Genomic DNA, 22,339 nt, shown 5'->3' on the forward strand with positions numbered 1-22,339 from the left:
CTTTTTTATTTTATTTTCCACCTTGTATAGGTGTTGATGCTATTAAGATTGCATAGATTGCTTCTTATTATAGTGAAGCGTTTACTTATTCACAAACTTGATTTTTTTGTGTTTTATAGAGTTTTCCGTCATATACAGGGGAGATTGAATAGTAGGGCTTTTTTCCCTTACAAATCATCAATGATTCAATCATTTACGACACGATTCGACTTTAACCTCCTTTTTTTCAAAAATTCTCTAAACGAGATCGTGGGTACCCTTTCCCGGATTTTGTCGAAGTTAAACCAAAAAAGACGAAACAACACTAACTGATTGCTTCGTCTCTGACTATAGCTACCTTTTCAATGCTTGCTTTTTCTTTAACAGTTCTTGAAATTGCTGGTCTAATTGATTCTTCTCGCTCTCATCTGTCACAGTTGATAAACGTGACAACAGCTCTGATAGTTTAAAGTCGATGGTCAATAAAGACTCGTCTGGTTTTTCTAATTCTTCCTCCTCTCTAGTAACCTCCCGAATCTTTGCGTGTTTATCATCGAAGGATAGCTGATGGGTCGCAACATCCTCCACTAATGTCCGATCATGTGTAACAAAGAGGATGGTACCTGGAAATTGATTCATCACTTCTTTAAGAGAATCTTTCGTCGTTAGATCCAGATAATTCGTTGGCTCATCTAAAAGCCAAAGGTTTACATCACTTAAAAACACTTTTGCTAAAGCAGTACGAACTCGCTCACCACCACTCAAGTCCATTCCTTTTTTAAAAACGTCTTCTCGTTTAAAAGCTAACCGAGATAAGACGGTTCGAATAAATGTTTCTGAATAAGGACTGCCTTTCCCTACATTCTCAAGAATCGTTTCATCATCTAAAATATCGTGCTGGTGCTGTGAGAAATAGCCTAGCTTTGCTGGCTTAGCAATTGTCATTTGCCGACGCTCAATTTGCTGTAAAAGCGTCGATTTTCCTGATCCATTTTTTCCTAAAATGGCAATACGACTACCTGCTGGCACAACCCCATTCACTTCCTTCAGAAATCGTCCCTCTATACACACTTGAAAAGCTTTAAATTCAACAAGCTGTTTACTATGAACTATTGGAAAGCGACTTAGGTCAAACTGAATCTTTGTTTCTTCTTTTGGCTTTTCTTTCTTTTCCAGTTGATTTGCTCGTGTTACCATTGCCTCAGCTGCCCGGTTTATTTTTGCTTTTTGAACATTGCTGCTACGCTTATGCAAACGTGCTTCAGAATTCCCCATTCTTGACGGTGCCTTTTTAATCTGATCGGAACGACGCTGTGCTTGTTGTGCAGCTTGTAAGAGCCTATTCTTTTCAGATTGATACGATTGATAGGCTTTGTGCGCTTCGTCTAATTCTTTTTGCTTTTGAGCTTGATAGGCGTCATAGTTCCCCTCATATACGTTTATTTTTCCATCTTCAATCTCCCAAATTGACGTACACACATTATTAAGGAATGTTTTGTCATGTGACGTAACTAAAAGACCTCCTGAGAATGAGGTAAATACTTGTTCAAGTTGCTCGATCCCTTCCAAATCTAAATGACTAGTCGGCTCATCTGCTAGTAGCAGCAACGCATTTGCTTCAAGGGCTTTGGCAATTCTTGCTCGTGTTTGCTCTCCTCCACTTTTATGAGCGTGTGCTGACACTTGCCATTGATTTGCTTCTTTCGGTGATAATGAAGCTGACTGCTGATGAAGTTGTGGAATATAGGCTGTTTTTTCATAATGAGTTACTTGCCCAAAATCTGCTTTACTATAGCCTGCTAGAACGTGCAACAATGTTGTCTTTCCAGCACCATTCTTACCAACTAATCCAATGCGTTGGCCTTTATAAATAAATAATGGTTCACTATCTAAAATGACTCTGGCACCGAACTGTTTTTCTATTTTTGTTGTTTGTAGCAATAACATACAAAAAACCCCCTCTAGTATAGTTAGAGAGAGTTCGCCCGTAAGAAATTAGTCAACAAAAAGACACTACCCCACCGTTTCTAGTGGCGGTTGCATTTTTTCACCCTAATCTATGAAGACAGACGAATCCTACTCTAACGTTCATGAAAAAAAATATCCAACTCTCATTCGAGTGAATAAATGATTATTCCATTACGTTGGGTCGACTCGATTACTGCTTCATTGTATTAGGCACCAATTTCCTTTCTTATAAGATGGCTCTAATAATGCCATAGGCAAAACGCTTTGTCAATTGCTCTTTTTGGTAACGTGGAAAAATCCGATAATGAAAAGGGATCTTACCTTGTTCGATAAGATCCCTTTTCCATACAAAGATATACCCTTACACCGCTTTGGGCGTTTCTACATCAGTGCTTGTACAGCTTACTAAATCGTTTGTGCTTGCGGATAAAACAAAACTTTTACGAAGCCCTTTTCTCCAGAAGTCATTCTCTTAAATACGTCAGGTCCTTCGTTGAGGGGAAGTCGATGACTAATCATTGGAGCACCATTTATGGCGCCTGTTTTCATATAATGAATCGTTGCTTGCCATTCTCGACCAGGGAAAGGGGCAGAGAGCGCATTCCAAGATCCATGTATACTTAACTCATTTCGCACAATCTGTTCAAAATAAAAGCGTTCAATTGGCACATCTCCATAAGGAATGCCTAAATAAACCACTTCTCCTCCCTTTTTAGGGAGAGCCAGCACTTGAGCTGACGTAATAGGAGATCCTGCTGATTCAATTGCAACATCTACACCTAAATCACCTGTTAACGCTCGTATTTGTTCATGAGCTAATTTTTCTTTTGAATTAACTAGCACATCTGCCCCCATACGTTGCGCTATCTCTAGCTTTTCATCATCAATATCAATCGCAAAGATTTGACGTGCTCCAAAGATTTTTGCCCATTGAATCGCTAACAGTCCTATGCTACCACAACCCATTATTGCCACCGTTGCACCAGGCTGAATGTTCGTGCGATAGAAACCGTGTGCTACTACTGCCGACGGTTCAATAAGTGCAGCCGTTTCGTCATCAACCTCATCTGGTAAAGGAAGTACTTGAGTGGAAGGCAAAACAATATATTCCGCAAAGGCACCATCCTGCTTAGCACCAACAACGTGCAAAGAGCTGCACCTACTTGGTTCTCCTATTTGACAATAATGACACGTGCCACATTGAAAGGTTGGACAAACGGCTACACGCATCCCTTTTTGAAGATGCGAAACAGATGAACCAGTTTCCACAATGATACCTGTACACTCGTGACCAAAAATCGTACCAGGAACGTATGGACCGAGTTTTTTATAACGAGACAAATCTGATCCACATATACCAACAGTTGAGATTTTAATGCGTACATCATCGCTATGAACAAGCGTCGGCATTGGAGCCTCTTCATAACGAATATCTTGAACACCATATAATTTTAAAGACTCCATCCTCTATGATTGCTCCTTTGCTTGTTTTCCTTTACGCTTTCGAATAAGAGCAAACAGCGCGATCCCAACAACCACTGTGTTGAAAACCATCTGATGTTCAAAATAAAAATCACCGATTCCTCGCATTGGTCCAAGCATAAAATCTAAAAACATATCTGTCATCTTTGTTTCCTCCATCCATTATGGGAGAAGGAAGAGCAAGCTCTTCCTTCCTCGTATTGTCGTTATCCCTCTTCCACAGGAGTGAGTAATACTTTAATCGCCTCGCCACTTTTGATGGCTTGATAAGCTTCTTCCCACTGGGTGATGTTATATTCATGGGTCACAAGTGCTTTTGCATTGACATCTCCTCGGTTTAATAATTCAAGGGATGGCTGCCAATCTGCATGCTTCTGACTTCTTGTGCCAACCACACGAATCTCTTTTTGAACAATCTTCTCTAAGTCAAATGGTATTTCCGGCGTCGCAAAGATGCCAACTTGACAATATTGTCCTTTTTTCCGAAGAAGATCGAGCCCTTGCTTCGCTGCAGGTACTGCTCCTGAGCACTCATACACAATGTCCGCTCCGTACCCATCAGTTATGCTATCAACAACGTCTTTCAAGTTCTCTTCTTGAATATTTACGACATAATCAATTCCAAGTTCCTTCGCTTTTTCTAAACGAATCTTATCACTATTTAAACCAGTAATAATAACCTTGGCACCTTTACTTCTTGCTACTTGAGCAGTTAACAACCCAATGGCTCCTGGACCAAGAACGACGACGATATTTCCTGGTTTAACTTCCGTTTTCTCAACGGCATGATACGTACAAGCCAGTGGTTCTGTCATTGATGCCGCCTTATAATCGACTCCCTCAGGTAGTTTGTGTACGCTCGCTTCTCGTGCGATAAGGTAGTTCGTAAAACCGCCATCTTGTTGAGTGCCAAGCCCTTTTCGTCGACTACACAAGTTGTAATCTTTCGTCTGGCAATAGGCACATTCCCCACAAATGGAATACGTTGTTTCTGAGGTCACACGATCGCCTACAGCGACTGATGTAACTGCTTCGCCTACTTCAACCACATCCCCAGAAAATTCGTGTCCCAGTGTAACAGGAACACCCACTTTATAATGTCCTTCATACGTATGAAGATCGGTTCCACAAATACCCGCATATCGTACTTTAATTTTCACTTGTTCTGCCGCTGGTATAGGTTCTGGTTTTTCTTGTATCTCTAAGTTCCCGAATCCGTGATCTGTTTTAACCAGTGCCTTCATAGTGGTTCATCCTCCTAATAGCAGTCCGTTCCGTTAATAAAACAGACCGAAAAATCTAACAATGATCCAGTTCACGATGTTTCCACCTTGGTCAATACTTGATATCATGGCTGAATCTGCAGGCATATTAAAGCTTGCATCTTGCGCCATCGTTGTAAAGAGAGGTGCCATATCTGTCGCGATATATAATGAAATGGCAATCATCACGGTACCAACGATAACAGAGTGCACAATATTTCCGCGGGCAGCACCAACGATGAAAGCTACAATAAATGGAATCGTTGCTAAATCACCAAATGGTAAAAGCGCGTTGCCTGGAAGCAATACTGCCATTGCCACTGTAATTGGAACAAGGATAAGGGCAGTTGAGATAACAGCCGGATGTCCTAGTGCTACAGCTGCGTCTAGTCCAATATAAATTTCTCGATCACCAAAACGTTTATTTAACCATTCGCGTGCTGATTCAGATACTGGTAATAAGCCTTCCATTAAGATCTTCACCATACGTGGCATTAAGACCATAACGGCTGCCATTGCAATACCAATCTCAACAATCTCACCAACGCTGTAACCAGCTAATGCACCAATCGTTGCACCTAGCACAAGGCCAATGAACATTGATTCCCCTAAAATACCAAATCGTCTTTCAATGGATTCAGGATCGGCGTTCCAATCTTTAACTTTAGGAATTTTTTGTAACCCTTTTACAAGAAAGATTCCTGGCGCATATGAGATCGTACTACCTGTTGCAATGGATACACCTGGTAAATCGTAGAATTTGCTCATCATCGGTGCTGTCCAATCTGCTACTTTTAAACAAACAACTTGGAATAGAATAGCAGATAGTAATGAGATGAAAATGTTTCCTGATAGTACATAAACCATTGCTGCTGTAAATGTATAATGCCAGAAGTTCCAAATATCTACGTTCATTGTTTTCGTTGTTTTTGTGACTAACATAATAACGTTTACTGCAAGCCCTAGTGGAATAATAAATGCAGCAACGACTGATGCCCATGCAATAGATGAAGAAGCTGGCCACCCTACATCAATAACGTTTAATTCAACACCTAACCGATCAACCATTCCTTGAGCAGCTGGTCCTAAGTTATTAACAAGCAAGTCGACAACAAGAAATATACCTACAAAAGCAATTCCAATGGTTAAACCTGAACGAAATGCTTTACCTGGCTTTTGTCCAAATACTAATCCGAGAATAAAGATAGCAACCGGTAGAATAACCGTTGCACCTAAGTCTAAAAATCCTTGAATGAAGTTAACAAATCCATCCATGGTCGGTCCTCCTTTAAGTAAACGGAATTTCTAAATGGTAGAAATTCCGCTTTCATTCTTCTTTGTTTTACGCCTTTAGCGCGTCTAAAATTTCTTGTTTCGTTTTATCGGTTCCAATACCTGTTAAGAAAGAACGGGCATTAATGACAGGAAACGGGTATTCTGTTTGAGTCATTGCTGTTGTGACAAGTAGGTCGGCTGTATCACGATGCGCACCTACTTCGGAAATTTTAATTTGTACTAAATCAACTGGAATTTTATGTTCCTTTGCCATTTCTTCAATTGCACTATTAACCACCGTTGATGTTGCAATACCTGCGCCACATGCGACCAATACTTTTTTCTTTGCCATACTAATTTCCTCCTTGTGCAGTCAATTCTAGACTGTCATCTATTAATTTTTTCACTTCTTCTTTTGATGCTGCATGAACAAGTTGCATAAGCTTACGTTCATTTTGAAACAACTGCATCAATTGTTGTAAAAGCGATAATTGCGCATGCGCTTCCTTCATAGCTAGCATAAATACAATCTTAACTTCCACTTGCTCAGAAGGATCGCCACCCATCATCCCAAACAGAACCGGCTCTTTTAAGCGACCAATGCTAATGCTTTTTTCATTGACGTGTTCGACATCTGTGTGAGGAATAGCAACTGCCACTCCAGCAGTAGGCAAGCCCGTCGGATACTCTTTCTCCCGTGCGATAATCGCTTGAACGAAACTTGTTTTTACAAGTCCTTCACGAACAAGGTTGTCTGCCATTTGCTTTAAAACGCTTTCCTGATCCGTTGCCTCAATATCGAGTAAGATCGTTGATTCATCTAAACGCATTACGATTTCACCTCTGTTCTCTACTCCTCATCCATCGAATAAGCCATAATCATCGTTTCTATGTCTTTTATCGACGATGCTGTTAAAAATAATTCCCGGTCTTTTTTTGTAGCGGCAAGCTTTATGAGCTGCCTTAATGCTCGAATATGTTGATGTTTGTCTTTAGCAGCGATAACAACTAACACTCTTATCTGTTCTTCTTCTGAAAAATGAACAGGTGTTTTTAACTGCAATAGACTCATTCCTGTTTGGATAACACCTTCTTCTGGTGCCGCATGTGGAATCGCTAAACCTGGTCCAATGATAATATAAGGATCACGATCTTTATTGGCGACAAGCGCATCAACATAGCGAGGTTCTACAATTCCTTTTTCAATAAGGGGTTTAGCCGCAAGCTTTAAGGCTTCATCCCAATTCGGTACAGTATCCTCTTGCTGTATCATGTCTGTTGTTAAAAAAGTCTCTAGTCCATTCTGAAAGGATTCGTCCCGATACGCTTTACGATCTTCTGGAAAAAAATATGCATGAAGCGCTTCTTTTAAATCGCTTTCATTTTCAATAGTAGCGTAGCCGCTAATCATGTCCATTAATTGATCAATTTGAATCGTCATCGGCTTGTAACCGTGAATATCTTGCATCACTTGTTGCTTTAACCGATGCTTTTCTTCTCGACTCAAAAAGGCTTTTGTCACATATACCAGCTTATCGGTTGCTAAAGGCGTTTGGGAGAAGATAATGTCATACGATAATTCATAGACATTGAATTGCCTCACAGACAAGGAATCAAGAAAGATAAACTCTGGAAAGAGTTCTTTTAATTCTTTTAACATTAAGCGAGATACAGAAACGCCTTGTGGACAAACGACAATCGCTTTTGTTTTTTTGGAAATGCTCTCACCTTGACGCGTCATCCAAGAACCAATGAGCATCGTTAAGTAGATGGCCTCTGTCTCAGGAATCTCTTTGCCAAACAGCTCTTCAAGAGGACCTAAACTACGTTTAACAAGATGGTGCAATTCCCGGTATTCAACGCTAAACGGATTCTGAACCGTCTCTATCTCCGTCAATTGATAGCGGATTCGATAATACGCTGGTTTTGTATGCTGAACAAGTTTTTTCAACAACATTTCACGCTCTTGTAAATAAATACAGGCGCTTTTTTCAAAGGACCGTAACATAGTCGAAAGGGCTGGTAGTAAATCAGGAATAGAATCATCCTCTACTATTAAATCTGCCCAATGGACATTTGCGGTAAGAAGGTGTAGGGCTATAAATAGCCGCTCCTGCTTAGGTACGTCTGTCATGTTTTGAAAAATAAACTCCGTTGCCTGATACTCCTTTGTATCGGATAGCTCTTCATATTCAATTGAAAAAGGTTCAAGACCACAGCCACTTGTAATCCGTTTTAAAACGAGAAGAAAAATGTACGGCATAGCTAACAATTTTTCATCTGTAAAGCGAATACCTAAACGTTTCTCCACTCTATCAATTCTTCTTTTTAACTCTTCAATTTCTTCTTTTTTTATACTTGCTACATCTTCCAACCATGTCGTATCTTGACTAGAATGCACAGCTATATCGACTAAATAGATGAGCAGCTTCCGTATATGAAGCTCTTTTCCTTTTAAACGATAGCCGTTTCGACGTGAATAATGAATATCAAGGTTATGGTCTTTTAATCGATTTTGGACACGTTTTAAATCATGAAGAATGGTATTCTTGCTGTATCCTAACTCCGATTGAAAATGATATAACGATAATTCCTCTTCACTAGCGAGTAACATAAACAGAATGTAGTGGCATCGCTGTTCTTCCGTTAGAAACCCTTGATCCTGTGTTGTGTTTGTTACACTCGCTGGTTGGCGTGATAATGTTGAAAAAACAGACTGATCAACAATGAAATGACCTTGCCTTGTTCGTTCTATCTCAGGCAGATCTTCAGATACAAGCCATTCATTAATCTTCTGAATGGTATAACCAAGCTGGCGTCGACTTAAATCATGTTTTTTCTCTAATACGCCGCTTGTTATTTGCCTATTACTGATGATCTCATTGAGAATTTTTTGGCTACGATCATTCAGTGCCAATGCAATCCCTCCTTTCTTAATGTGATTGTAGCACCGATCCTCAAAGGAAAGTATGCGCTTTCATCCCAACTTATCGAACTTATTTTGTACATCATTGTGTTTTACAAACCAAATTCCAACTTTAACCAAAACTTGAAAATGGTGAACCTGGTTACAACATGTTAAAACCGCTCTCGTTCTTACTTCTTAATTGATAACGAATTCTATAGCGTCGTCCATCCTCATTTTTTAATTCATTCCCTCGATAGCCCTCCTGTAGTAAATGGCGTTGCTCCTCTAGTGCCGTCAATTCTACTTCCTTCTCCTCTAAAACGGTAAAGTTAGATGTATCATTGAGGTCTTTTAAAAAAACAAATCGAAGTTTTCCTCCGTACTTCTCTTTTAACGCAACCACTTCAAGCCCTTGTTTGAACTTATCAATTAAACTAGCTAAATTGGTGGGGGCTACCGTTGCACAAATGAACGAGTATGAACTCCCTTCATTAACAAGATTCTGCATCAACCAATTGCCCATTCTCTGTTGGAGACGGTTCCCCCTAAATTCAGGGTGAACAAGTGAAATCTCTTGATATACGACTTGATTCAATTGGTCTTTCGTTAAGCCTGCATCAAGTCCCAGATGTTCGGACTCCTCACTTCTCGGTTTTAGAAGGGCTCTAGCGGCGATAAGCTGTTCCTTACAAAACACACCAACCATATAGCCTTCACCTGTTAGTATTCGTTTAAATTCTTCCTTCGTAAGTGTGGAGAGTTGATCTTTCTGTTTAAGATTCATAAAGACTATTTCCTGCAATCGGAGTAAGGCTTCTATTTGTTCCTCACTTATCTGTTTAAGATGTAACTCGCTCATCTCTTCTTTCCTCCCTATTTCGTCTGTAATCTTAGATTGTTTGCAGGATCACCGCAGTAGCTGTCGAACTGAATGACAATCTCCCTTCTGAAAGGAGGACTGTTCATGAATACGCAGGAAGCGATTGGAATTGCCCGTGACTGGGTGCGTCATGTTGGTTCCCAGCAAAGTGGCTTTAAAGGGGCATATTTAGCTGGATCTGTTCTAACATATCCACGTCTTGCTCTATGGCCACTTTCATCGGATATTGACATGATGATTGTCTCAACAAATAAGCAAGATAAAAAGTTAGGTAAATTCCTCTACAAAGGGCTTTTACTCGAAGTGACGACGTTAGATTACACATTATTTCTTCATAAAGAAACGATACTCGCAGACTATCATGTAGGTTATAGCTTCGCCCATACGATCATCCTCAACGACGTAGACGACGTTCTTGTCCCTTTACAAAAAGAGGTAGCGCGAGACTTTTATCACATTGAATGGGTGTACTGTCGTTGTGAGCAAGTAAAAGAAAAAAGCATAGCTGGATTAACAGCCATACCAACCTCTGCTCCATTCCATGAACAAGTGATGAGCTGGCTCTTTCCAACAGGAGTTTTAGCGCATTTGTTTTTAACGGCAGCGCTTGAGAACCCAACTGTACGAAAACGCTATACAGCAGTCCAAGCAGTTCTGAAACGGTTTAACATGGACGACGTTTATGAAGCACTTCTTAAGCAACTGCGTGTAGAATCAATAGCTAAATCAACAGTTCAATCTAGTTTGAAATTGTTAGAAGAGACATTTGCCCTTGCTGCCGAACAAGCCAAGACCCCTTTTTTCTTTTCCGGTGATATTACACCATCAGCGAAACCTATAGTCATTGAAGGGAGTCAGTCACTCATTGATAAGAATCAATACCGAGAGAGTTTCTTTTGGATCATCGCCACTTTCTGTCGCTGCCATATCATCTTGGCAACGGACGCACCTCATCTACATGAGGAACGTCTCCCTTACTTTAAACAAGTCTTGTCATCCATTGGTATAACAACTGAAGATGACCTCTATTCAGCTGCCTTAAAGACTCTTTCTACCGTTGATTATTTTTGGGATTGTACACGCACATTGATTGAGAACAACCCAGACATAATAAAGAAAAAGCACGGAGACTAACTGCTCTCCGCGCTTTTCCTAGTTAGCGTCCGTTCCAAATAAGAGGACGAAGATCTGTATCAGGACGTAAGCTTTGTATAAATGCCACAAGTAGATCAATTTCTTGTTCTATGTCTTGTAACGACACAACTTCCCGAGGCGCATGCATATATCGTAGCGGCAAAGACACGAGAACGATGGGTACACCTTCACCTGTTATTCGTAGTTGATCCGCATCCGTACCTGTTCTTCTAGGTGTTAATTCATACTGTATCGGAATATTTCGTTCCTTCGCTATTTGTAGCAAGTGTTCATTTGCCTTTTTATTAATTGGAGCACCTTTAGCAAGCACTGGACCTCCTGCTAACGTTACATCACCAACTCTACCCATTTCGGCGGTGGGATAGTCTGTTGCAAATGTGACATCCAATGCAATTGCTAAATCCGGTTTTAAAGCTGAGCCTGCAAAATAAGCACCGCCCATATTTGTCTCTTCATTAACCGTGCTGACGCCTTGGACACACACTTCTGGGAGACTGGACGCAAGTCGCTTCATGACTTCAGCCACGATAAATGCACCTGTTCGATTGTCCAAACCACGACCAACTACACGATTATTACGCAAGTGAGAGGGTTCTATTTTATACGTAATTGGATCACCGATAGTTACTACAGATTGAATCTCTTCAGCGCTCTCAGCACCGCAATCGATAAAAAGATCATCCATTGTTAAGTCTGCATTTGCTCCACCATGGTGTTGAGCATTTGCCCCAAACACGCCATTAAGTACCCCGTTCCTTCCATGGATCTCCACTTCCATCCCTAATGCAGGTAAGGGACTTAAACGACCTAGCTCTTCTACATAGATAAAGCCTGATTCATCAATGGACTTCACCATAAAACCAATTTCGTCACAATGCCCTGCTAGGAGTACGCGAAATGGAGCATTTGGATTAACCGTTGCGATTGCATTTCCAGCTAAATCTGTAGTTACATCCTCCACATAGGTTTGCATATAAGTCAGCCATTTTTCTTGAATCGCCTCTTCATGCCCTGAAGGTGAAGGGGTTTTAAGAAGATCAAACAAAAACGCCGTATTCATTGATCATCAGTCCGTTTCCTTTTAAAATTCAGCTACGAGTAGTTCTTCCCTTTCCTCATTCCACAAAAAGTAAAACTGCTCTCCATCCACTATGAAAAAGGGTGTCTCCTCCACCAATGATCCCCCATCCATTGGAAGAATGATAGCCGCTAATTCGTTTTGCTGGTTTATTTTCAACATTTGTTCGTCTGAGTATGCATAATACCCATAGCCAAATTCATCTGCTGTTTGAAACGAAACCGATTGGATGACCTGTTCATAAGGTTGAGCCAATATTGATTCAATCTCATCTAAAGAGCCCACATTGGTCACAAGCTCTTCTTCTATTCGTTCCCGCTCCACTTCCTCAGCATCCTCTAACAAATGAAAAGCGTTCGATTCAATAAACAAGTCGTCGCCTTCATTCTCAATTTGGACGACCCCTTGATCGCTGTTCTCTCTTAGTACAGAGATTTCAGTTCCAAAGGGTAACGTCATAAGAGCTGTAGACGCTTCAGACGACGTATATAAAGAAGTATCGTCTGAATGAATAACTGCTTGTACTGGTTCGTCATAATCAACCCAATAATCCGCCGTATCTTCTTCGTCAACTGTTGAAGGTTGGTTATCAGACTCAACGACCGTCGAACTTTCTTCAGCATCAGCAGCAAAAAGTGGACGGACCGCCACCAGATAAGCTGCAACAATAAATAAAGCTGCGTAGAGAACAAGCTGACTAAAAAAGACAATGGAATGTTTCTTTTGCTCCTTTTGTTTAGCATGCTTCTTTTTCCCAGTACCCCGTGGCGCTAGAGCTGTTCCATCTTCTTCGCTCTCTCTTTGTTCGACTTTGGCAACCGAGCGCTGCATTTTCAGCTCTTCTTTATGCTCTTTTTTCTCTTGCTTGGACAAGGAATTAAAAAATTTAATATAGGCTTCGTACTCTTCAATCACTTTTTCCTTGTCGCCAAACGAGCGCATTTCACCATTATGAAGCCAAAGAACCCGATCAGAGATGTTTTTTATTTCTTTGATGTTATGACTAATAAAAATAATGGTTTTACCTTCTGCTTTAAATTCATCAATTTTATCTTTACACTTTTGATAGAACGTTTTGTCCCCAACAGACAGCGCCTCATCCACGATTAAAATATCTGGATTGGTATGAGCAGAAATCGCAAATCCTAGCCGTGACTTCATACCAGACGAGTAATTTTTTACAGGCTGCTGAATGAAATCACCAATGTCAGCAAACTCCTCAATTGATGGCAATAAGCGCTCAATTTCTTTTTTTGAGAAACCATGCATGAGACATTTTTGCTCAATGTTTTCATGACCATTTAATTGATTGTTTAAGCCAACGTTAATAGCAATTAACGACGTCTCACCATTCACATCTAACGTTCCTTCAGTAGGAGGAATAACTCCTGCTAAAATATTGGAAATGGTTGACTTCCCAGACCCGTTAATACCTACAATCCCAATGGTTTCACCTTCAAAAATTTCCAGGGAAATGTCGCGTAGTGCATAAAAATCACGATTTTCTTTTTGCATTTTTGGCAAGAACATTGCTTTAAGCTTTTCACTATTGCTTGTAAAGAGTGTATATTTTTTTGTTACACCGTCTAATTTCATTTTAGGATTCATCCACAAAATCCCCTTTATAAATAATCAACAAAACTGTTTTTAAATTTCTTAAAGACTGTTGCACCTAAGAAACCAATTAAAAGTATTACTGTCCAGAAATAAATCATGTACGTAATATTTTCAAAAAACCACGTTCCGCCTATAAATGAGTCCCTAAAGCCATTTAAAATATAGTAAAACGGATTTAATTGTAAAATTGGAAGTAAACGTTCAGGCATTGAATCAGGGGCCCAAATGATTGGACTTAAAAAGAACATCATTCGCATTCCTGCTTCAAGAAATTGATAATAATCTCGTACGACGGTAGCTAGAGTCGCTGAAAATATGGTAAACACATAAAGAAATGCATATAAACAAAGAAAATAATACGGCAATTGGAGCAAATACAACCCTGAGAAAACCGAATATATGGCAAGTACAATGCACAATATACCGAGCATTACAAAGAAGCTAACGGAATTACCAGCAATTGTAATGGTCGGCAATACACTAACAGGAAACTTCATTTTTGATACCATATTAATTTTTTTGTGAATGCTGTTAGATCCTTGCAGTACTGTTGGACTGATAAAAAACCAAGGTATTAGTCCACACATTAAATAAACGAAAAAAGGCGTATCGCCAACATCTTGTCCTTGTCTTATACCAAGTCCAAAAATAACAAAAAAGACCACGACTTGCATCAGCGGACTAAATAACTGCCAAAAAGCGCCTAAGTAATGGAGTCGAAACTTACTTTTCTGTTCAAACGCTGCAAGTCTCCAAATTAAGTGCTTATTTTCGTATTGCTCTTTCAGCAATTGTAATAAGGCTTTCATCATCCGTACTCCTTAACCTTTTCAAATTCCATTCAAACTTGTGCACGACATTTTTTGCACCTGTCTATCATATCACTTTCAACTCTAAATCGCTATTTTGGATGTTACCGTTTGTTGACAATAAAAAAACTTGCTAGCAAAGTCCTAACAAGTTTTTCATACTTAAAGCCTTCTGCTTTATGCTTCTGACTTCTCATTGTACATCATCCATAAACCAATATCTTCAAAGCCAATGTGCTTATAGATCACCCCAGCACTTGGGTTATCGTAAAATAAACAAGCTTCTTTTCCTTCTGTGAACAATTGCTCACATAAGTGATGAACACAAGCCGATGCATAGCCGTTTCTTTTATAATCCTCTAAAGTGGCGACACCAACAATCATTGCTGAGTGAGTATTTTCAGCAGTAGTGGAAGCGGATGAAACGATTTTATCATCTTGACGTACGAAGCATGCTCGTGAAAAGCCTGTCGCTAATTCGCGTTGTTTTTGTTCAGCCGTTTTCGGAATGGACTGACTAAATTCAGGAATTTGATCCAGCATCATGAGTAATTCAGCTGCATCTTGGGGTTGGGCTGTTTGCACCTTTTCTAATGAAGGGGCGTTCTCACTCTTTGTCCTTGCGCACTTTGCATAGTACATTTGTCTTTTAAGAAGAGACTTTTTTAAATACGGTTCAAGTTGTTCTGTCACGTCTTTTAAACCAGACAACCCTTTAAAGGAAGAATCCTTGTTTATGATTTCGGCAAATCCTTTGGCATCGTAGGAGCCTTCTGCAAACGGAACATAGCTTGTATGGAACTTTAACAAAACAGCGACTAATTGATTGTCTCTATTAAATTCTCCCCATACCGTTTGAAAATCTGTTTCCATTCCATATGCTTCAATATCACCAATAATAAACAAGTTCTCCGCTGGCTTTTTCTTTACGAAGTCTAAGCATATGTCTTGATCGTTCATATGTAATTGTCTAATCATTTGTCTCCCCCCCTTGAAGTATTCTATAGTTTACAAGTATTCTGTTAGTAAAGCTAGTTTTTTTAAGGAGTTTGGATAAATGAATCACATGGTAAAGGAAGTTTGTCTTGAGAATGATACGCACGTTCGTAAAGCCATTCAATTTGGAGCACAACGAATTGAACTATGCGACAACTTAAATGTGGGCGGTACTACCGTTTCAATAGAAACATGTAAACGAGTAGTCGCGATATGCAAAGAAAATGGGGTAACGGTTATGGCACTGATTCGCTGTCGTGGAGGAGACTTTATTTACAATGAGGCTGAACTAAGGGAAATGGAGGCATCCATTTCATCATTTAAACAATTTGGTGTGGATGGATTTGTGTTTGGCTGTTTAACGCCAGAGAATAAACTTCACGTGCCTCATATGCGAAGATTGTTACAGCTTGTGGATCCACAAACGGTTACGTTTCATATGGCGTTTGATCAACTTGCAAACCCATTCGAGGCCATTGATCAGCTTTCCCGATGGAGGGTAAAACGTATTTTAACTCATGGTCCTCATAAAGAAATTGAAGAAAACCTTACAACTTTAGCCGCTTATGAGACATATGCAGACGAACGCATTGTCATCATGCCAGGTGGAGGTGTAACGAAAGATAATGCTTCTCATATTGCGGCTACTACAGGTGTAAAGGAACTACACGGGACTAGAATTCTTTGGTAGCTTATTTAAATAACTTCTGCTGAAAAGCATAAACAACCGCTTGCGTTCGATCATCAACATCCAGCTTTGATAAGATGTGGGATACATGTGTTTTTACTGTTTTAATCGTAATAAAAAGCGTATCGGCAATTTGCTGATTGGTTTTCCCATCGCTCATAAGCTTTAAGATTTCTTTTTCGCGGTTCGTTAATGATTGGTGCAACGATTCCTCGGTGCGGAAGGAAGAGATCATTTGAGCCTGAACTTTTTCATCAAGTACAGCTATCCCTTGTGCTGTTTTTCGGATCGCATCAGCAATCTGCATCGCTGTGGACGTCTTAAGAACATAGCTTTTCGCCCCTGCCTCTAGTGCAGGACGAAGCTTATCATTATCAAGAAAACTCGTGACAATAATAATCGTTGCCTCTTTCCATTGTGTAATAATTTCTCTTGTTGCTTCGATTCCATTCATCCCGTCCATTACTAAATCCATTAAAATAATATCTGGTCTGAGTTTCAGCGCTTGTTCGACCCCTTCTTTTCCATTACTGGCTTCACCAACAACAGAAATGTCTTCTTGGGTTGATAAAAAAGCCGCAACACCGAGGCGTACAGTCTCATGATCATCCACAAGCAATACGTCAATCACGTCGTTTCCCCTCCTTCAATAATCGGTACTTTCACTTCAATACTCGTTCCTTGCCCTTCCACACTTATCATTCGTAACATCCCACCGATTTCTTCTGCACGCTCTTCCATACTATGTAGACCGTAGCCGTGTGGCGAAGATGTCTGATTAAAGCCTTTCCCATCGTCGGTAATTTTTAGTAAAGCAAAATCATCATACCGGTCATAGAACACGCTAATCTCATTTGCTTCTGCATGACGTAACGCGTTAGCAATAGCTTCTTGGGTAATGCGGAATAGCTGGTCCTCTACACCTGGTTTAAGAGAAAGAGAACGAATCCGAACCGAGAAATCAATCTGGTGCTTCTCTGCTAAATCTGATGTCAATTGTTCCACGCCTTCTTTAAACGATTGATTCTCCAGTTGAATGGGTCGTAACTGGAGCAAGAGCGCTCTCATATCATTTTGTGCATCGTTCACAACTTTTTCAATCTGTTCACATCGAGCTTGTAGCGCTACAACATCAACATTCTTTTGATTAACTGCTGCAGATAATAACATCGATGCTGCATAAAGCTGTTGTGAAACGGAATCATGTAGTTCTCTTGCAATACGGTGTCGCTCTTTAAAGACAAGTTCCGATCTCAGCTTTGACTCATTCTCCGCCCATTGTTCCATCACACGTTGAGAGCGGTCTGCTTGATTACGAACTCTTGTTTCAAGTTCTGCAATGAGCATTTTAGCATCATTAAAATCACTGGATACTTGATTAAGTTGCTGTTTGCTTTCCTTCGTATTGCCATTAGCAACGTGCACTAACGTAGCATGTAACGCACGAACGTCTTTTTTCCAAATAACAGCAAGCATGCTGTAGACAATCAGTGCAAGGAGTATAAAAAACAGAATAAGCCATACGAAAATCGGCACGTTATACGTTAATTCATTTCGAAGCAATAGCTGTTCCCATTTAACTAAACCGTTATTTTCAACATAATAGAAAAGGAAGCCTACTAGAAGTAATGGCACGAAAAAGACAATCATACCAACAGAACGGACAGCCTTCATCGATACATCACCTCAATATCTCCCGCAACAATGGACGTATAAATTCGCAGTCGACGAGGAGCATCTTGATACGAGTCATTTACGACTTTTACGTTTTGATTAAACCCTATTTTATGGTTTCCAAATAGATCTGTCTGACCAAATAAACAAGCGTGCTCCACAGATACACCTGCATCATAAGGCACATAGAGTTTGGTACTCCCAATAAAACCCCGGATAATGACAATCGTGTCTCCTTTTGGGAGGACGGTGTTTTCAAAATGAATTTCCGTTGTACCAATACCTGTGTGGATATTAATATCATCACTGCGAAACCCTTCATGGTTTAATTGCTGATCTCCGAGGAAGGTGTTTTTAACAAACGCCTCTCGATTATCATTCGAAGCTTGTTCATTAATCGCTATTTCCATTTTAGTTGGTTTACTTGCCTTTTCCCAAAACAAGTAAAGCATGTAAAACAATGCACCAAAGACCATTAGTAAAAAGAAAAACGAAGACAACAGCGTTAAAATAAAGATGACCAGTCCTCCGTAGAACAGGACTTTTCCTTTTTGCTTGCTCATTCGCTTTAAGCCATAATAAATCATCGCCGCAGATCCTACTAATACAATAAACGGAGCTACATTAATAAGTAGCTCTAATGCCGTTGCAGCAAGCAGGGCAAAGAAAATATAGGCAACATAATCTGTTCGGTTTCGCTTCACTCTCTTTGCCCTCCTCTGCGTTTATAATCAGCCTTTAGTATACTACAAACTACTTTTCGTTCTCCTGCTTTTCAGCAAGTTTTTTTATTTCTTTATCAAAATCAAGAACCTGTCTTGGCTCGTGGTCACTTTTGTCTTCCTCATATGCTTCAAATTCATCGTTTTCTTCCGCATAATACGTCCATTTTGACGCATGCGATTCAGCACGTGATTCTTCAGCTCTTGCAAAATCAGTAAGCTTCATTCGTTCCATTTTCTTTTTTAGAAAGTAAAGCTCTCTTCCTTTTTCTTCGAGCTTATTCACACGCTCACGCTGTTCTTCGTATGACTCCTTGTACTCACGAGCCAACTCCTGATAGCCGTTTATTTCAAAATTCGCTCGTTCTATTAAATCCGTTGCTTGCGATTGTTCAGCAATGACCAATTGTTCTTTTCGCTTCTTTAACATAGTCTCTGCTTCTTGCCACTCATTATAGAAATACTGCTCAAGCTCTTGCTGCTTCTTTACTGTTTCTTTCCATAACTTCATTTGCTTATCAAGCTGCTTAGCTTCTTGACCTCTCTTTTCATCCATTACCGGCTTCTTTTTACTTTTCTCTAATACTGCTTCAATATCAGCTGATACTTGCTCTTTTATTTGCTTTAAGATTGACATCTTCTACCTCCTGCATTCATTAAAATTTATCATAAGAATAATCTTTTGTTTCTTTCCATTTGTCATAAAGCTTTAGCAATAAGTAAAGCGCTACGACTCCAATCATTCCTGGCAAACTACTAATGCCTACTAGGACACCAATAACGAGTACAAACCACCAAAGTACCTTCATCACAATGGCTTCACTTAATGTTGCTTGACGCCACCCTAAGTAAGCAAGTCCAGCACCTGCTACTAATCCTAACATCGCTCCTAGTGATGAAAGCAAGATGATAGAAAGTGCAACAGCACCGAGAATGATCCATCCTTTTGTTGTCATTACGTCACCTCCTGTCGATTTGTTACTACTAGCATACGATTCTGACCGATCCTTAGAAACGAGCTGAAGAACGATTTAGCTCTCAGTCTAGAGGCTGATATTGAAAAAACCACTACCTGAATGGTAATGGTTTGATTTTAGAATAAGAGTGGAATAAGTAGTGCGCCAAAAAGAACTAAAACGATTGTGCCCCCTAGTCCTGCTAAAAACAAACGGGGTCCTATTTCTTGAAAAGCACGAAACTTCACATTTAAGCCTAGACCTGCCATGGCCATTGCAAGCAAGAAATAGGCAATGCCAAGTAGCCACTGTACAGCATCTTCATGTAAGAAACCAAACGTTTGCACAAGACTCATCGCCAGAAAACCGAAGACAAACCATGGGATTGGTAACTTTCGAAACGAAAAAGATTGAGCGACCTTTTTCTTCCGTTCAAACCACCACATTATGAAGATCATCAGCGGTAGTAATAACATAACTCGAAGCATTTTTACAATGATGGCATGATTTTCGGCTTCAGCACCCCCAATGGAAGAAGCAGCAACGACATGGGCAATCTCGTGTAACGTACCACCTGCAAAAATGCCATACGGTTTATCTTCTGGTACAAGAAGTGGATAAAGACCTGTATAAATAAGTGTAAACAACGTTCCTATCAACGCGATTGTCGCAATGGATAGAGCAACTGCTTTTTCCTGTGCTTTCACTACTGGCGCTATAGCAGCAATTGCCGCAGCACCACATATGGCTGTTCCTCCTGCAAGCAAAACGGCAAATGAAGGATCAATTTTTAATTTCCTGCTTAGTCCATATACAGTAAAAAAAGCAATAGAACTTAAAACGATGGCATAAAGAAAACCGGTTAAACCCAAACCTTGAATAGCAAAAAAATTTAACCGTAGTCCAAGTAAAATAATTCCTATCCGCAAAAGAATTTTTGAAGAAAACGCAATCCCCTCTCCACCATTCTGAGCTGCCTTTGTGTAATTCCCTACAACCATTCCAATTACAATTGCTAGAATCAACGATCCCACCATTGTTAATCCTGGCACTTTTGCTAGCAAAGTGGCGATCGTCGCAAGTAATGCGGTCAACCCAACTCCGATAGCCTTCTGTTTAGTCATGTTGTTCACTCCCTAACTACTTAATCATAAGAACCCCCTCGCTATTTGTAAAATAAATAAGTATAATAACATTTATTAAAAAAACTAATAAAAATGAGGTCAAACAATGAATATAGATGAAATAGAGACGTTTATTACACTGGTCCAAGAAAAAAATTTCACAAAGACGGCTGAGAAACGATCCCTTTCACAACCTACTGTGAGCGTGCAGATCAAAAATCTAGAAAATCAGTTCCAAACTCAGTTTATTCGTAGAACAACGAGACAAATCTTTCTTACAGAGGATGGTCATTTCTTTTATAAAGAAGCATTAAAGATCCAAAACATTTACCGTACTATCCATGAAAGCTTGTACGCCCGTCACCATGAAGCTTCAGGACTATTAAAGATTGGTGCTAGCTTCACGATTGGCGAATATCTATTGCCACAGATGATTGCCTCTTTAAAAGGGCTTTATCCGAACCTGACGTTTGCTATTACAATTGCCAATACGGATACGATTATGCAAAAGGTACAGCACTTCGACGTCGACTTTGGCCTTGTTGAAGGGACCATTAAAGCAAAAAACATTGAACAAACACCTTTTAAACATGATCAGCTTGTCATCATCTGTTCAACCCACGATGTTGAGAACTATCAAACCGTACATGACCTTCAAAATCAACGGTGGGTCATACGAGAAGAGGGTTCGGGCACTAGAGAATCATTTGAAGCATTAATCGAAACCTTTCAACTCACGATACACTCTTCCATTACCATCAGTTCCACTCAAGGTATTAAGGAAGGGGTTAAAAACGGACTAGGCTTGGCTCTTATTTCGGAATCGGCTATTCAAGAAGAACTCCGTAATGGTTCTCTTCAAGTGTTAAATCATTTACATATGAATACAGCAAGACAATTTTCCTTTATCCATCGTCAAGGCGTTCCTGTTACGAAAAACACAAACCTCTTTCTCAAACATGCATTACCCTCAAAATGATTCCGCTACATTCCGACTTTCTCCTCTATGCATTTGACCTAATCTAGTAAAAACGAGCGTTTGTCCCCTTTCTATTGCCTATGCATGAATGAATTCTCTACATACAGTATTAACATAGCAAAGCGAAAGGAGGCGACACTAATGGGTTATGGATACGGAGGAAGTTACTCTGATTATTCTTATTCAAACGGTTGTGACTGCTCTACTTTATTCAAACACATCGCTCGTGGAGAACACGTAAAAGTGGTTCTTAAAGGCGGCGGTAAAATTAAAGGTGAATTTGTAGATGTACGTGGCAACGTTGTTAATCTAGCAAACGTTGATTGTGACGACAAATGTAAAAAAGCGAGAATCGTTACAATTTGTTGTGACGACATTGCAGCTGTAGAAGTTTAAAAAAAATAAGAGAATGCGGAAGGAGCAATTTGAAAATGGGTTATGGAAATAATTATGGCTACAATTCTTGTGGCTGCGGAAATTATGGTTCAAATAACTACGGTTCAGGCGACTGCGGTTGTGAAACATTTTTCAGAAACATCGCGCGTGGTGAACATGTAAAAGTTATTTTAAAAGGTGGAGACAAAGTAACAGGTAGCTTTGTAGGTATTGATGGCGATACTGTTGAATTAGCAAATGCTGACTGCCACTCTCACGATCACTGTAAATGTGATAAGAAAAAAGTACGCATCATTACCATCTGCTGTGACCAAATCGTTGCTGTAGAAGTCTAATTAAGAAGGCCTAAGTGTCCAAGCACTTAGGCTTTTTTAGTATTGGGAACTTTTTT

Annotated in this window: 24 protein-coding genes; 5 read left to right on the top strand and 19 right to left on the bottom strand. The window is 39.9% G+C overall.

The genetic code is table 11. The annotated features are described in order from the left end of the window. Positions 1 to 333: 333 nt before the first annotated feature. The 9 genes from abc-f to BK583_RS16180 all read right to left on the bottom strand — a co-directional run bounded on the left by abc-f (position 334) and on the right by BK583_RS16180 (position 9,733). The gene (gene abc-f / locus BK583_RS16145) at positions 334 to 1,926 is read right to left on the bottom strand and encodes a ribosomal protection-like ABC-F family protein (protein WP_055735663.1); all 1,593 of its coding nucleotides are present in this window, start codon (positions 1,924 to 1,926) and stop codon (positions 334 to 336) included. A 426-nt stretch (positions 1,927 to 2,352) separates the two neighbouring features. Next, entirely contained in the window at positions 2,353 to 3,411 is a 1,059-nt protein-coding gene (locus BK583_RS16150; protein WP_055735662.1) for a galactitol-1-phosphate 5-dehydrogenase, read from the bottom strand. A 3-nt stretch (positions 3,412 to 3,414) separates the two neighbouring features. Beyond that, positions 3,415 to 3,573 (bottom strand): hypothetical protein, encoded by a 159-nt coding sequence (locus BK583_RS20855; RefSeq protein ID WP_166740270.1) that lies wholly within the window; start codon positions 3,571 to 3,573, stop codon positions 3,415 to 3,417. A 62-nt stretch (positions 3,574 to 3,635) separates the two neighbouring features. After that, entirely contained in the window at positions 3,636 to 4,673 is a 1,038-nt protein-coding gene (locus BK583_RS16155) for a zinc-binding dehydrogenase (RefSeq protein WP_055735661.1), read from the bottom strand. 33 nt (positions 4,674 to 4,706) lie between these two features. Then, a complete protein-coding gene (locus tag BK583_RS16160) occupies positions 4,707 to 5,966 on the bottom strand; it encodes a galactitol-specific PTS transporter subunit IIC (protein WP_038477596.1) in 1,260 nt (419 codons plus the stop codon). Positions 5,967 to 6,033: 67 nt separating this feature from the next. Further along, a complete protein-coding gene (locus BK583_RS16165; protein ID WP_035394863.1) occupies positions 6,034 to 6,318 on the bottom strand; it encodes a PTS sugar transporter subunit IIB in 285 nt (94 codons plus the stop codon). Between the two features lies 1 nt (position 6,319). After that, positions 6,320 to 6,796 carry a PTS sugar transporter subunit IIA gene (locus tag BK583_RS16170; protein ID WP_055735660.1) on the bottom strand — a complete coding sequence of 159 codons (477 nt, stop codon included), beginning with the start codon at positions 6,794 to 6,796 and terminating at the stop codon, positions 6,320 to 6,322. 20 nt (positions 6,797 to 6,816) lie between these two features. After that, positions 6,817 to 8,883 (bottom strand): BglG family transcription antiterminator, encoded by a 2,067-nt coding sequence (locus tag BK583_RS16175; RefSeq protein ID WP_055735659.1) that lies wholly within the window; start codon positions 8,881 to 8,883, stop codon positions 6,817 to 6,819. 151 nt (positions 8,884 to 9,034) lie between these two features. Next, positions 9,035 to 9,733 (bottom strand): hypothetical protein, encoded by a 699-nt coding sequence (locus BK583_RS16180; RefSeq protein ID WP_055735658.1) that lies wholly within the window; start codon positions 9,731 to 9,733, stop codon positions 9,035 to 9,037. Positions 9,734 to 9,838: 105 nt separating this feature from the next. Here BK583_RS16180 and BK583_RS16185 point away from each other — a divergent pair, with 105 nt between their 5' ends. Beyond that, the gene (locus BK583_RS16185; protein WP_055735657.1) at positions 9,839 to 10,888 is read left to right on the top strand and encodes a hypothetical protein; all 1,050 of its coding nucleotides are present in this window, start codon (positions 9,839 to 9,841) and stop codon (positions 10,886 to 10,888) included. Between the two features lie 22 nt (positions 10,889 to 10,910). Here the strand turns inward: BK583_RS16185 and BK583_RS16190 are convergent, their stop codons facing one another. From BK583_RS16190 to BK583_RS16205, 4 genes are all read right to left on the bottom strand, one after another. Next, positions 10,911 to 11,969 (bottom strand): M20/M25/M40 family metallo-hydrolase, encoded by a 1,059-nt coding sequence (locus tag BK583_RS16190; RefSeq protein WP_055735656.1) that lies wholly within the window; start codon positions 11,967 to 11,969, stop codon positions 10,911 to 10,913. Positions 11,970 to 11,990: 21 nt separating this feature from the next. Continuing rightward, positions 11,991 to 13,595, bottom strand: a complete 1,605-nt coding sequence (gene tagH / locus BK583_RS16195) for a teichoic acids export ABC transporter ATP-binding subunit TagH (RefSeq protein ID WP_078440220.1) — start codon at positions 13,593 to 13,595, stop codon at positions 11,991 to 11,993. Positions 13,596 to 13,609: 14 nt separating this feature from the next. Next, positions 13,610 to 14,413: an ABC transporter permease gene (locus BK583_RS16200; RefSeq protein WP_055735655.1), complete on the bottom strand. Its 804-nt coding sequence runs from the start codon at positions 14,411 to 14,413 to the stop codon at positions 13,610 to 13,612. A gap of 177 nt (positions 14,414 to 14,590) precedes the next feature. Next, complete coding sequence (locus BK583_RS16205; RefSeq protein WP_055735654.1) at positions 14,591 to 15,391, bottom strand: GNAT family N-acetyltransferase; 801 nt, start codon at positions 15,389 to 15,391, stop codon at positions 14,591 to 14,593. A gap of 79 nt (positions 15,392 to 15,470) precedes the next feature. Here BK583_RS16205 and BK583_RS16210 point away from each other — a divergent pair, with 79 nt between their 5' ends. Further along, positions 15,471 to 16,100: a copper homeostasis protein CutC gene (locus BK583_RS16210; RefSeq protein ID WP_055735653.1), complete on the top strand. Its 630-nt coding sequence runs from the start codon at positions 15,471 to 15,473 to the stop codon at positions 16,098 to 16,100. 1 nt (position 16,101) lies between these two features. On the opposite strand, the gene BK583_RS16215 is transcribed toward BK583_RS16210, so the two are convergent. From BK583_RS16215 to BK583_RS16240, 6 genes are all read right to left on the bottom strand, one after another. Continuing rightward, on the bottom strand, positions 16,102 to 16,728 hold the full coding sequence (locus BK583_RS16215; protein ID WP_055735652.1) for a response regulator: 627 nt from the start codon (positions 16,726 to 16,728) through the stop codon (positions 16,102 to 16,104). Continuing rightward, positions 16,725 to 17,771: a sensor histidine kinase gene (locus BK583_RS16220; RefSeq protein WP_055735651.1), complete on the bottom strand. Its 1,047-nt coding sequence runs from the start codon at positions 17,769 to 17,771 to the stop codon at positions 16,725 to 16,727. The genes BK583_RS16215 and BK583_RS16220 overlap by 4 nt, the downstream gene beginning before the upstream one ends. After that, on the bottom strand, positions 17,768 to 18,475 hold the full coding sequence (liaF, locus tag BK583_RS16225; RefSeq protein WP_055735650.1) for a cell wall-active antibiotics response protein LiaF: 708 nt from the start codon (positions 18,473 to 18,475) through the stop codon (positions 17,768 to 17,770). The genes BK583_RS16220 and liaF overlap by 4 nt, the downstream gene beginning before the upstream one ends. 49 nt (positions 18,476 to 18,524) lie before the next feature. Then, positions 18,525 to 19,130 (bottom strand): hypothetical protein, encoded by a 606-nt coding sequence (locus BK583_RS16230; protein WP_035394879.1) that lies wholly within the window; start codon positions 19,128 to 19,130, stop codon positions 18,525 to 18,527. A gap of 19 nt (positions 19,131 to 19,149) precedes the next feature. Further along, positions 19,150 to 19,449 carry a lmo0954 family membrane protein gene (locus tag BK583_RS16235; protein ID WP_055735649.1) on the bottom strand — a complete coding sequence of 100 codons (300 nt, stop codon included), beginning with the start codon at positions 19,447 to 19,449 and terminating at the stop codon, positions 19,150 to 19,152. A gap of 137 nt (positions 19,450 to 19,586) precedes the next feature. Further along, positions 19,587 to 20,573: a YeiH family protein gene (locus BK583_RS16240; protein ID WP_055735648.1), complete on the bottom strand. Its 987-nt coding sequence runs from the start codon at positions 20,571 to 20,573 to the stop codon at positions 19,587 to 19,589. A gap of 106 nt (positions 20,574 to 20,679) precedes the next feature. Here BK583_RS16240 and BK583_RS16245 point away from each other — a divergent pair, with 106 nt between their 5' ends. The 3 genes from BK583_RS16245 to BK583_RS16255 all read left to right on the top strand — a co-directional run bounded on the left by BK583_RS16245 (position 20,680) and on the right by BK583_RS16255 (position 22,283). Further along, positions 20,680 to 21,552 carry a LysR family transcriptional regulator gene (locus BK583_RS16245; protein WP_055735647.1) on the top strand — a complete coding sequence of 291 codons (873 nt, stop codon included), beginning with the start codon at positions 20,680 to 20,682 and terminating at the stop codon, positions 21,550 to 21,552. Positions 21,553 to 21,693: 141 nt separating this feature from the next. Continuing rightward, entirely contained in the window at positions 21,694 to 21,948 is a 255-nt protein-coding gene (locus tag BK583_RS16250; RefSeq protein WP_038477560.1) for a hypothetical protein, read from the top strand. Between the two features lie 35 nt (positions 21,949 to 21,983). After that, entirely contained in the window at positions 21,984 to 22,283 is a 300-nt protein-coding gene (locus tag BK583_RS16255) for a hypothetical protein (RefSeq protein WP_038477557.1), read from the top strand. Positions 22,284 to 22,339: the final 56 nt, after the last annotated feature.

Source organism: Shouchella oshimensis, from assembly GCF_002019765.1.
Classification (GTDB): Bacteria; Bacillota; Bacilli; order Bacillales; family Bacillaceae_D; genus Shouchella; species Shouchella oshimensis.